The 12,119-nt window shown below is 41.1% G+C and carries 8 protein-coding genes; 3 read left to right on the forward strand and 5 right to left on the reverse strand.

Annotated elements, in window-relative coordinates; translation table 11 throughout:
* The first annotated feature begins 277 nt into the window (after nucleotides 1-277).
* Nucleotides 278-1,297: a sulfotransferase family protein gene (locus IQ230_RS08055; RefSeq protein WP_193931509.1), complete on the forward strand. Its 1,020-nt coding sequence runs from the start codon at nucleotides 278-280 to the stop codon at nucleotides 1,295-1,297.
* Nucleotides 1,298-1,711: 414 nt separating this feature from the next.
* Here the strand turns inward: IQ230_RS08055 and IQ230_RS08060 are convergent, their stop codons facing one another.
* Entirely contained in the window at nucleotides 1,712-2,329 is a 618-nt protein-coding gene (locus tag IQ230_RS08060) for an FMN-dependent NADH-azoreductase (RefSeq protein WP_193931510.1), read from the reverse strand.
* A gap of 141 nt (nucleotides 2,330-2,470) precedes the next feature.
* Here IQ230_RS08060 and IQ230_RS08065 point away from each other — a divergent pair, with 141 nt between their 5' ends.
* Nucleotides 2,471-3,400: a ParA family protein gene (locus IQ230_RS08065; RefSeq protein ID WP_193931511.1), complete on the forward strand. Its 930-nt coding sequence runs from the start codon at nucleotides 2,471-2,473 to the stop codon at nucleotides 3,398-3,400.
* A 37-nt stretch (nucleotides 3,401-3,437) separates the two neighbouring features.
* Here the strand turns inward: IQ230_RS08065 and ileS are convergent, their stop codons facing one another.
* Together ileS and IQ230_RS08075 are read right to left on the reverse strand one after the other, a co-directional pair.
* Entirely contained in the window at nucleotides 3,438-6,665 is a 3,228-nt protein-coding gene (gene ileS / locus IQ230_RS08070) for an isoleucine--tRNA ligase (protein WP_228054688.1), read from the reverse strand.
* 174 nt (nucleotides 6,666-6,839) lie between these two features.
* Nucleotides 6,840-7,661, reverse strand: coding sequence for a Ycf66 family protein (locus IQ230_RS08075; RefSeq protein WP_193931513.1), 822 nt, complete (start codon nucleotides 7,659-7,661; stop codon nucleotides 6,840-6,842).
* A gap of 391 nt (nucleotides 7,662-8,052) precedes the next feature.
* Here IQ230_RS08075 and gndA point away from each other — a divergent pair, with 391 nt between their 5' ends.
* Nucleotides 8,053-9,534 carry an NADP-dependent phosphogluconate dehydrogenase gene (gene gndA, locus IQ230_RS08080; RefSeq protein ID WP_193931514.1) on the forward strand — a complete coding sequence of 494 codons (1,482 nt, stop codon included), beginning with the start codon at nucleotides 8,053-8,055 and terminating at the stop codon, nucleotides 9,532-9,534.
* A gap of 119 nt (nucleotides 9,535-9,653) precedes the next feature.
* Here gndA and IQ230_RS08085 read toward each other — a convergent pair whose 3' ends face one another.
* Both IQ230_RS08085 and IQ230_RS08090 read right to left on the reverse strand, forming a co-directional pair.
* Nucleotides 9,654-10,412: a circadian clock KaiB family protein gene (locus IQ230_RS08085; RefSeq protein ID WP_193931515.1), complete on the reverse strand. Its 759-nt coding sequence runs from the start codon at nucleotides 10,410-10,412 to the stop codon at nucleotides 9,654-9,656.
* A 172-nt stretch (nucleotides 10,413-10,584) separates the two neighbouring features.
* Nucleotides 10,585-11,832: a type IV pilus twitching motility protein PilT gene (locus tag IQ230_RS08090; RefSeq protein WP_193931516.1), complete on the reverse strand. Its 1,248-nt coding sequence runs from the start codon at nucleotides 11,830-11,832 to the stop codon at nucleotides 10,585-10,587.
* Nucleotides 11,833-12,119 lie beyond the last annotated feature (287 nt).

Genomic DNA, 12,119 nt, shown 5'->3' on the forward strand with positions numbered 1-12,119 from the left:
ACAACTACCTACTTTATAGCTAGGTTATCTCTTATTTCTCAATCAGATTTTTATCTCTAACTAACAAAGGTGTATAACATCTTACATAAATTGTTTTATTTCTTTTACCGATATCAAAAAAATATTTATTTCTATTAATTACCTGAACTATCCTAACATTCTATTAATAGACAAATTGTTAAATTTGTAGGAGTTTAATATATACAAATGTTGTTTAAGGTATTACTCCAAAATTTAACGACTGAGGAAAGTTCAATTCTATTACTATAACAAGCTTATGAATTTAACTCTATCTGAAATTTCAAAGCTTATGAAACAAGAGTCACCTGTGTTTATTGTAGGTGGTTCTCGAAGTGGTAGCAGTATTCTTTACCGAGTACTTCAAAGACACTCTAGCTTTAAGCCATATAACAGTAAGGAAAAAACTGGAGTAGATCTCACAGAATCTAAGGTTTTCTATAATTCTTGTATTGCTTGTTATGCTGATAACAAAAAGCCACTAAAGTATTTGCTACGCAATACAGATTACTATCGCAAGTTTCTTAAACAAATCAGATGGATAAAGCTATTTCAATATTGTTTTTTTACTGAGGTGCTAACTAGTAGAATTGCGACTAATTTTAATTTATTAAGACCTTTAATATATAAGCTAACTTTTAACGTAATTTTGCTTCAGACATTCTTTTACTATGCCAAGCAAGCACGAGGCATGAAAAGAATAATTGAAAAAAGTCCTTTGCACGTATATAGAATTCCAGAAATAAAAGCAACATTTCCCAAAACTAAGTTTATTCATATATATCGTCATCCCCTTGATGTATATAGTTCTTATAAGCAGAGACTCAAGGTTTCTTTGGAAAATGGTATTGAAAAATCAAAACTTACCTGGTTAATGCTTTCTCCTAAAGATTTTTGCGAGCTTTACACGCAACGTATCCAATTGGTATTGAGAGAGTATCACTCCAATTCCTGCCAATTTATGTTAATTCGGTATGAAGACTTTATTAGCAAGCCAGAATTAATAATTCGTCAAGTTTGTGATTTTTTAGATGAATCATACGAAGAGGAGTGTATTCCTGAAAATAGAAATGAATATCCTGAGTTTGCTGAAGAGAAGATGTATCCCAACCTATTTGGTACGATAAAGAAACCTACCAAAAAATGGCAAGACTATATCAGTGAAGCTGACGCAATTTTTATTGAAGATAGCTTATCTGGAGTTATGAACCAGCTTAATTATCCTAGATATACAAGAATTACACAAAAGTTATCGTCAGCTATGCTAGTAGCAGACTAAACTCAACTAAACTCAAAGCGATCGCAATTTTTCTGAATAAATTTTTGGAGTATCAAATCATAAGCGCACTAAAAGTCTTATGTGAAGGCAGTATTTCTTAGATATTGATATTCATAAAAATGGAGGCAGTGAAACTCTTCAACTCTCTACTAGTTTCCACTCAATATATTACATGGTTTGGTCACATCGTAAAATCAGTCATTATTTGCAACCAACTTAAATTTAATTGGTCAAAATGTTGACTTTGAAGAGTTTCACCCACTTATCTGTGAGAAGCCTTACACCTCGCCATGATTCTGTCTGAAGTTTGATATGACTAACCTTTTCTAAGACGCATCCTCTATATCAGATTTTGACGAAAGTGTTACCCCTCAACTGTCAATCCTGTAAAGTCGTAGTTCTACAGCCAAGTTACTACCAGTTAGCAACTAACTCTTCAATCATTGTACGGGCTTCGTCTAAAGATTCTTGACGCGCGTCGTCACCGCTGCTGAGGTTATCAGCTTGCACAAATGTGATATCAGTAATACCAACTAAGCCAAAAACAGCTTGTAAGAAAGGCTTGAGGTAATCATACTGTTCTGCTGGACCCGATCTATAGCTACCACCGCTAGCAGCTACAACTAGCATCTTCTTTCCATGAACTAAACCTTCGTAGCCTTGCTCAGTAGTGGCAAAAGTGCGATTAACACGAACAATTTGGTCAATATAAGCTTTGAAGGTCGAAGGTACGCTAAAGTTGTACATTGGAATACCGAACACGTAGCGATCGGCGGCGAGAAATTCATCTACTAAGTCATCCGAAAGCTTAATTGCTGCATCTAGTTCGGGATTACGCGCTTCTGGTGGTGTAAACGCAGCAGCAATCCATCCTTCATCGACGTGAGGTACAGGGTGTTTGCCCAAATCGCGGTAAGTCAGTGTATCCTCTGGATGGGCATTTTTCCAAGCTGTGATGAACTCATAAGAAAGTTTACGTGAAAAAGAACGTTCACCACGAGGACTAGAATCGATATGCAGAATATGCGCCATAAAACAATGGTTCCTAAACATAACTTAACAGTATCACTCGAGTAAATTTAGCATTAATCTACTTTTGTGTCTGTCTACCTCAAGACAGCTAAATCACAACACAGTGCAATCAAGCATTAACTGAATTCCAGGATTTTACTAATGGCTTATATCATTGCAACAGCAAATATGAAAGGTGGTGTGGGCAAAACAACGTTAAGTGTCAACTTAGCAACTGCGCTAGCCAAAGATCATGGTAAAAAAGTTCTTGTTTTCGATTTAGATACTCAAATTAGCGCTACCTTGAGTATGATGTCCCCGACAGATTTTGCTAAGTATCGCAAAACAAAACGAACTTTAAAATATTTAATCAATCAAGCTATTCAGCCAGAGACACGCTCAAAAATAAGTGTTAAAGAAGCAATTCATCACAATGTATGTAAGCTTCCTAATTTAGATTTGTTACCTGGAGACATTGAGCTATATGATGAATTTGTCGTTTCTGAAATGCTCCATGAGGAAGCTTTTGAGGTAGATCGATTAGATTTTGAAACTGTTTGGAATCGGTTTGAACGACGATTAGTGAAACAGATTTTAGATCCGGTTATTGAAAACTACGATTTTATTATTCTCGATTGCGCCCCTGGTTACAATTTGATGACTCGAAGCGCACTTGCTGCTAGTAACTTTTACATCCTACCTGCAAAATCTGAGCCGTTATCGATAGTAGGTATTCAGCTATTAGAAAGACGGATTGCCCAACTCAAAGAAAGCCATGCATCTGAAGTTAATTTAAACATCAAATTGTTAGGTATTGTATTTACAATGTCGGGTAATTTAATTACGGGGCGATATTACAAACAGGTGATGCAGAGAATTAACGAAGATTTTGATGCAGCACAGATTTTCAGGACACAAATACCAACTGATGTTAATGTTGCTAAAGCAGTTGATAGTTTTATGCCTGTTGTATTGACAAATCCGCAGTCTGCTGGTGCTAAAGCGTTTACTCAAATTACGCAAGAGTTTTTACAAAAACTGCAAGCAACTGGTAGCAGCCAACAGCAAACGCAATTAGTCAATATTAGTTAGTTTGAGTGTAACAAGGTGGGCAATGCCCACCCCACCGTTAAAAGTCTCCGATTAATGCAGAAACGCATCGTTCGCAGATCAGCGGATGTTCTGACGATTCGCCAACATGAACTGAGTAGTTCCAGCAGCGATCGCACTTTTTCCCATCTGCATTAACAACACCAACGCCAAGTTCATCAGTTTGTAAGTTGTACTTCGCCTGTTGGACAGCTTCTGATGAATTGACGAGTTCTACCTGTGAAGCAATGAATAAATAACGTAATTCATCAACTCCATTAGATTGAGGTAACTGCTTTTCTGGTTGTACTGGTGCATCTGTGATAAATTCAGTTTCGGTAACTTGCGGTTTTGGTTTCTGCGATAACATCAGACGCATAAATGCGAATAACAAGTAGCGCAGCGTTGCATAAATCCCAATAAGTTGAAATACGCGCGGTAGTAGCGGAATTTCATTGATTCCGACAAGCAGGGCTTTTAATAAACCAATTGGTAAAACAACTAAAGGAAACACCGCAAGAACAACTGCAAATATCCAAAGTTCGCGGTATACCTTTAATACATCACGTAAGTAGCTAGGCGATCGCGTAAATGGTTGCAAGATCCCTGCTAAATACTGTTGCCAGGTTTTTGGGGTTTCTGTTGCAGAGATTTTAGCTGTTTCTACCAACGCAGGCGCAACTATAGTAGGTTGGGTTGGTGTCGTGCTAGGGTGTAATGTTTGTAATTGTGCTTTGAGTACAGTATCAGGCACATAAAGCAACACCTTAGCTTCTAAAGAAGAACCAATCATTTTCTCGACTCGTGCTTGTTCGAGAACCTTATTAACTTCTCCACGAATTTGGCGTAGCTTTTGCCAAGAATTGCCAAGTTCGCTATTTTGCCATTGTTCTTCTAATTTCACCCAACCAGCTTCAAAAACTGATTTGTACGGTGTGGGATAAGGCAGTTGTTGCCAAATATCTTCTGCCATGTGACATAGTACAGGTGCGATCGCTCGTGCTAAATTTTCGAGTGCGACACTTAACACAGTTTGACAACTGCGTCGTCGGAAGGCATTAGGCGCACTGATGTACAATCGGTCTTTGGCAATATCTAAGTAGAAATTAGATAAATCCACCACACAGAAATTCTGCACTGTTTGGAAAAACCGGAAGAATTGATAACTCGTCATAGCCTCAGTGACGTCTTTGAAGACTTCCGTCATTCGGTGCAGCATGTACCGATCGAGTTCGGGCAATTGTTCGTAAGGTACAGCATGTTGAAGGGGGTCAAAATCGTGTAAGTTACCTAATAAGAACCGTGCTGTATTACGAATCTTGCGATAAGCATCGGATAATTGCTTGAGAATATTTTTACTCAGCGGGGCATCTGAGGTGTAATCAACTGATGATACCCACAGCCGTAAGACATCAGCACCATATGCTGGTTCCTCTTTTTGATTTTTACCGCCATTGATGACAATCTCTGGTTCGATGCCATTACCCAGCGATTTACTCATTTTGCGACCTTGCTCATCAATTGTAAAACCATGAGTCAAGACTGTTTTGTAAGGTGCATAGCCATTGACTGCTACACTCGTGAGTAAACTCGACTGAAACCAGCCTCGATGTTGGTCGGAGCCTTCCAAATACATATCAGCGGGATAACGCAATTCCGGACGCTGTTGGGCTACTGCTGCCCATGAGGAACCCGAATCGAACCAAACATCCATCGTATCTGTACCTTTGCGGTAAGACCGACCATTGTGAAGGTAACTTTCTGGCAATAACTCCTCAGTTGATAATTCCCACCAAGCATCTGTACCTTTTTCAGCGATAATTCCTTGAACGTGGGCGATCGTTTCTTCATTGAGTAGTGCAACGCCTGTTTCTTCGTCGTAGAACACAGGGATAGGTACACCCCAGCTACGTTGTCGAGAAATACACCAATCTGAGCGTTCGGACACCATTGCGGTAATCCGATTTTCACCAATTGCGGGAATCCACTTCACCCCAGAAATTGCTTTGAGTGCTTCATCGCGAAATCCTGCTACTGAGGCAAACCATTGTTCTGTTGCACGGAAAATTGTTGGTTTTTTCGTCCGCCAATCGTAGGGATATTTATGAACATAAGGTTCTTCTTTGAGTAGTGCCCCCACCGCATATAGGGCATCAATCACAGCAGAGTTACCATTACTAAGAACATTCAACCCTGCAAATTGTCCCGCTTCTTCTGTAAAGTTACCATCGGCATCGACTGGTGCCAAAATTGGTAGACCGTAACGCTGACCGACAATATAGTCATCTTGTCCGTGACCAGGTGCGGTGTGGACTAACCCTGTCCCTGACTCAGTTGTGACATAATCACCACCAATGACAATAGGACTTTCGCGATCGTAGAGTGGATGGCGGTAGGTTGTATGTTCTAAATCCTTACCACTGACTTTAGCTTTAATTGTGAGATCGCTTGCGAGAATCTGTGACAAGCGGTCTACTAAATCAGCAGCTACGATTAAATATTTGGGATGCTCATCGGCGGAAACTTCTACAACTGCGTATGTCAGTTCTGGATTGACAGCCACTGCTAAGTTAGCCGGAATCGTCCAGGGTGTGGTGGTCCAAATTGCTACACTCAGATGCGGTAAAAATTCTCCTAGTGCAGAGACAGCCTCAGAAAGATGAGTGACAGGAAAGGCAGCATAAAGACTGCGCGAAGTATGTCCTTCAGGATATTCTAATTCAGCTTCTGCCAAAGCTGTTTTTGAGCTAGGACTCCAATGGACAGGCTTAAGACCGCGATAGATGTATCCTTTTAAGACCATTTGCCCGAATACGCCAATTTGTGCTGCTTCGTATTCAGGCTTTAAAGTTAAATAAGGATTATCAAAGTCACCCCAAACGCCGTAGCGTTGGAAACTTTTGCTTTGTTCCTCGACAGCAGCTAAGGCAAAGTCTTTTGCTTTGCGACGCAACTCTAAAGGCGTGAGGTTTTGCCGTTCAGCCGCCTTCATATTTTGTAACACTTTGAGTTCAATCGGCAAACCGTGACAATCCCAGCCAGGAACATAACGCACTTTACGTCCTTGCAACAACTGAAATCGGTTAATAATGTCTTTGAGAATTTTGTTAAGCGCATGACCGAGATGCAGTGCGCCGTTAGCGTAAGGAGGGCCGTCGTGCAAAACAAATATCTCGCCTGGGTTGTTCTGCGACAGGCGATCGTAAATTCGGTTTTCCGCCCAAAATTGTTGAATCTCTGGCTCGCGCTTTGTAGCGTTTGCCCGCATATCAAAGTTGGTTTTAGGCAGATTAACGGTATCTTTGTAGCTTCCTGGTTCTGTCACAGTTTAATGCCGAAAGATGATAAAGTCGTTTTGCAACTATTATCAATGACAATCCGCTTTTGCTTCAACCTCAAAAGCGATTAGCACTCTTCAATTAGCAGTTAGCTAATCACACGGTCAACTTGGAGAGGGATTTTCTGGTGCTTCAGGTTCGGGTGGTGCAGCTTCTTGATGTTTTTCTTCAGCATCTTTGAGCGCCGCGTCTATCAATTCAGGTTCTGGCGGGTTAGGACGGACTAATTCATCTGATTCTGATATTGTTTCTGTTGCCGTTGCGTCAACTATCAATGTATCTTCAACTTCTTCAGATGCGTCTGGGATAGACTCTGTAACTGATGCTGCCGTGGATTCAGCTATTTGAGGTTCCTCCGTTGGTGCGTCAGGAGAGACTTCCGATACAGTTTCTATTGTTGATTCTGTGGAAGTACTCGTTGCTGGTGTGGAAGATCGGTTATCAATAATCTCAATTGAGTTATTTGTACTCGTTGCAGGAATACTACTTGTAGCAGTTTCTGAGCTTTGCGCTTGCTTACTGAGTTGTTGCAACCGATCTTTTGCAGTAGCCGCACTATTGCTACCGCGTTTAGTCAATTGCGAAAGTTTAGAAAAGAAAGAGGATTTAGAAACTTTTTCTTGTACTGTGTTTTTTACTTCTTCCGCGCTGGGTGCTGCGGTTTGCAGAAGGTGTGGAGTGAGTTGTCGTCGTAGCAACAGCGTTTGGGTGACTGACCAACCTAATAAAGCAACGCCAGCTACTTGACCGAGTAGTACACCCCCTGTGATGCGTCCAGAACACACCCATAGGACTAAGGCGTAGAATAATCCTACCCCGCTCCAAATAAAGTCACCTTTGCGGTGTACCTCAGGAAAAAAGAAAGCTGTCATGTAGATAGCGAGGCTAAAAAAACCTACCGCCAACGCCAGGATGTATGCCAGCATTTGTGGGTTACTCCTTACTGTGTCATCAGACTACATATTTTAATTTTGCGCTTTTATTGTTCACTTGGATACAAATCTTAGTTAATTGACTGGACTAGTCTTGGAATCTACTTAATTGGGAAGGAAAATCAAGTTGGCTGGGAGAGCAATGTTTTTGCTTTTTTCACACTGATTATGCATCCTCAATGTACCATCTAGCTCGTAGTTAAACTGAAAGCTAATGAGAGAAATCTATCTTTTGATCTATTTAGTCAGAGAATCTGTATTTTAAATGTACTTTTACCCAACTTAGTTAACACCTTTAATCTCTTTTTTACAGAAGAAATCTGATAGTTCGAGCTACCCTGAAGGGGAATTAATATCTCAATAGCGGAGTTAGCGAAGCAAACTTATGACACAGCAAAGCTTTGGTGTAATTGGTTTAGCCGTTATGGGTGAAAACCTAGCCCTTAACGTCGAGCGCAACGGTTTTCCGATCGCAGTCTACAATCGTACCCCAGAAAAGACAGATGCCTTCATGCATACGCGAGCACAAGGTAAGAACGTTAAAGCTGCCTACTCGCTGGAAGAATTTGTTGGCTTGCTAGAGCGACCCCGAAAAATTTTAATCATGGTAAAAGCTGGAGCACCTGTTGATGCTGTGATTGACCAGCTTAAACCCTTGTTGGATGAAGGAGATATCATTATTGATGGTGGAAACTCTTTGTATGACGACACGGCGCGACGCACCCGTGCTTTAGAACCTGCTGGTTTTAGATTTATTGGTATGGGAGTCAGTGGTGGCGAAGAAGGAGCGCTGAATGGTCCAAGTTTGATGCCAGGAGGGACAAAAAGCTCTTATGAGTACTTAGAGCCAATTTTGACAAAAATTGCCGCTCAGGTAGAAGATGGACCTTGTGTCACATATGTTGGTCCTGGTGGTGCTGGACACTACGTCAAGATGGTACATAACGGCATTGAGTACGGTGATATGCAGCTGATTGCAGAAGCCTACGATTTACTCAGAAATACATTGCATCTCGATCACAATCGCTTGCACGAGATTTTTGCTGAATGGAACACTACTGAAGAACTCAATTCGTTTCTCATTGAAATTACAGCAGATATTTTCAGGTACATCGATCCAGACACAAAGCAGCCGTTGGTTGATATGATTCTTGACGCTGCAGGTCAAAAGGGAACTGGACGTTGGACAGTACAGAGTGCCTTGGAACTAGGTATTGCTATTCCAACAATCACTGCAGCAGTCAATGCACGTGTTATGTCTTCATTTAAAGAGGAGCGTGTTGCTGCTTCGCAAGCGCTTACAGGTCCTACAGGTAAGTATGAAGGCGATGCCGAAGCTTTTATCAATATGATTCGCGATGCGTTGTACTGCTCAAAAATCTGTTCATATGCTCAGGGTATGGCACAGTTAGCTGCTGCCTCGAAAGTGTATTCTTATAATTTGAACTTGAGCGAAATGGCTCGGATTTGGAAAGGTGGCTGTATTATTCGAGCAGGTTTCTTAGGTAAGATTCAACACGCTTACCAAGAAGATCCTAATTTGCTGAACTTACTGCTGGCACCAGAATTCAAGCAAACAATTTTAGATCGGCAAAACGCTTGGCGGGAAGTAGTTGCATCTGCTGCTAAACTCGGCGTTCCAGTACCCGCATTTAGTGCTTCACTGGATTATTTCGACAGCTACCGCCGCGATCGCTTGCCACAAAATCTCACTCAAGCCCAGCGTGACTACTTTGGGGCACATACTTACGCCCGAGTTGATAAAGAAGGTGCCTTCCATACTGAATGGACAAAACTCGATGAAGCATCTTTACAAACCTCTACGCCTGAGCCTTTAGAGGCTGATCCTGCAACGAGCAACGCTTAAGAGAGTGGCGACGACAAAGTGACTAGTGGCTAGTGACTAGTAATACGCATCGGAAAATGCTCAGTAATTAGTAACGGAACTTGTGTGCAACCCACTAATTACTAGCCACTTTCTTTACTTCAAACCTCAGGAAAAGTTAACAACTGTAACAGTTTTTCAGTATTGTCTAGATTGCCAACTAAGCGTCGTGTTGGCTTTGGAGAGACTTTTACAAGTGTTGGTGTCGCTGTCACTTGATAAATTTCGGCTTGCTCTGGATACTTAAGCACATCAATGACTTTTAGTATGTATGGATAGTTAAATTGCTCAAGAACTTGGCGTAAACTTTGTAAGATTCTCTCTGTTGCTGGATTCTGTCCTGCAACAAATAAGTACAGGGTACACTCTAGTGGTTGCGGACTATGCTTTATTGATGGCTGAGATGACACTGGCTCAATAAAACGAGAACTGGCAAGCGAGCGCTCAAAGTGCACAACAAGCTCGTGTTCTTCCCACAGTTGCGGAAATGAGGTGCGATACGTAGCTAGTAATATTGGATCGCACAAACCTTCTGTGACAGGAGCAGCTTGCCAAACTACATGAGTGCGAAAAACAGCATTTAACAGAGGTTGGTACCGTAGCACAGGAGGATGTGCTTCTGCGTAAGTCTGTACCTGTTGTGTCTGTGGATCTAACCAACGATCAATTGTTGCAGTATAGCAAGGCACTAAGAAATGAGGTGGTTCAGGAAGGTTGAGTATTTCTTGTAAACCTGCACACAGATGTGAATGCCAGCGTCCTTGTTTTTTGGGGTCAATGCAGTAAATTAAATCGCCCCCTGGGGTAAACAGCGCAATACCTTTAAACGTATCTATATCTTGTGACTGAGCTTGATTCAATTGTTTGAGTAAGAAATTAGGATTTTTTAGAGCAGAGGAGCTTGAAAGAGTTACTCGTAAAGAGTGTTGAGTTATGAGTTATAAAACTTACTTCAATTCAAAATTCAAAACTCAAAATTCAAAACTAATCACTAGCCACTAAACACTATTCACTTACTCCTCATTCTTCTATTTAAACTCTACCGCGTAAAATCATCGCCATTTCGTTCGGCTTAGGTGACGCCTCTAAAGCAGTTTCTTCTGTTAATCTTCCTTCTTCGTATAGTTTATAAATTGATTGATTCATGGTACACATGCCCTCAAAGTTACAGCGTGGAATGATTGCCTCGATTTCTTCAACCTCGTTGCGCATAATATAATCTTTAATAGCATCTGTATTAATCAGAATTTCGTGAATCGCCGCTCGTTTGTTGTCAGTTGTCCTCACAAGGCTTTGGGCAATAACTGCAACTAAAGATTCTGCAACCTGAATTCGCATCGGAGCTTGCTCGTCAGGATTGTAAAGATTAAGAATTCTTTCAATTGTTTTTACTGCACTATTTGTGTGCAAAGTTCCAAAGACAAGGTGTCCAGTTTGGGCAGCTTTTAAAGCAGTATTAACAGTTTCGCGATCGCGCATCTCCCCAATGAGAATTATATCTGGATCTTCCCGCAATGATGCTTTCAAGGCATTGTCAAATTTCAACGTGTGAATGCCTACTTCCCGTTGCTTGATTAGCGATTTTCTACTTTGATGCACAAACTCCACAGGATCTTCAATTGAGATAATATGCTTGGGCAATTCTTGATTGATATAATCAACCATTGCTGCGAGCGTAGTAGACTTACCCGAACCCGTTGGTCCTGTGACTAAAATTAATCCCTTGTGATAGTGACACAAATCTCGAAAAATGGGTGGTAAACTCAGTTGCTCTAACGTCAGAATTTTTAAGGGAATTAATCGTAGCACCATTGCTGGACCGTTGAGCGAGATAAATACGTTAATTCGCACTCGTGCTACTCCTTCGTACTGTGTAGCACCGTCGTATTCTAGATATTCGTGAAATTGTGCAATTTGTTGTTCGGTAAGAATTTCTTGCAGCCAGCTAGCAAACGTAGCTTCATCTGTTTTTGGATGATCTGTCAAAATAATTTCTCCACGTTCGCGCAAACGAGGAACTTCTCCGACTCCTAAGTGTAAGTCTGAAATACCTTTGTCATGAGCTTCTCGTACTAGTTGCTCTAACGTTGGGGCTGTATTCGTTGCTGCAGTACTTGGCTTAGAATGATGAGTCACATGAGTATTCAGTTGTAAAACAGTCTGTGGTTGTAGCTCGGTTATGTCTGTGACTGGATTGGCTACCTTAGACTTTGGCAGTGGCATCGGTGGCACGCGGGGAATCGCTGGAGCAGGAATTGGTGGACGCTGTGATTCTGTCATGTATTAACTGTTAACTTTTGGCTACCTGGTTAAGTATTAGATGAGGCATTGCAAGCTTGTTGCTCTACCAAATGGCTGCGATGACATCCATCTATAGTTTTCCCTCAGTGCCACACTTTGTATCAGGTGTACTTGAACTATGGTGTGTAATATTTCTAAATCACTACTGCATTGTTGCTTTTCTTGATAAAACACCAGGACACCTAACACGCTTTGTAATGAATTTGTTACAGACTCTCAAAAAAATGAAAGCGTAATAATTTTTAGCTTTCTATTAGTAAGTATTT

It is taken from the genome of Gloeocapsopsis crepidinum LEGE 06123 (genome assembly GCF_015207655.1).
Classification (GTDB): Bacteria; Cyanobacteriota; Cyanobacteriia; order Cyanobacteriales; family Chroococcidiopsidaceae; genus Gloeocapsopsis; species Gloeocapsopsis crepidinum.

Excerpts from the sequence above, each read along its gene's own strand:
- IQ230_RS08055 (WP_193931509.1), top strand. The coding sequence starts at position 278 with ATGAATTTAACTCTATCTGAAATTTCAAAGCTTATGAAACAAGAGTCA.
- IQ230_RS08060 (WP_193931510.1), bottom strand. The coding sequence starts at position 2,329 with ATGGCGCATATTCTGCATATCGATTCTAGTCCTCGTGGTGAACGTTCT.
- IQ230_RS08065 (WP_193931511.1), top strand. The coding sequence starts at position 2,471 with ATGGCTTATATCATTGCAACAGCAAATATGAAAGGTGGTGTGGGCAAA.
- ileS (WP_228054688.1), bottom strand. The coding sequence starts at position 6,665 with ATGCGGGCAAACGCTACAAAGCGCGAGCCAGAGATTCAACAATTTTGG.
- IQ230_RS08075 (WP_193931513.1), bottom strand. The coding sequence starts at position 7,661 with ATGCTGGCATACATCCTGGCGTTGGCGGTAGGTTTTTTTAGCCTCGCT.
- gndA (WP_193931514.1), top strand. The coding sequence starts at position 8,053 with ATGACACAGCAAAGCTTTGGTGTAATTGGTTTAGCCGTTATGGGTGAA.
- IQ230_RS08090 (WP_193931516.1), bottom strand. The coding sequence starts at position 11,832 with ATGACAGAATCACAGCGTCCACCAATTCCTGCTCCAGCGATTCCCCGC.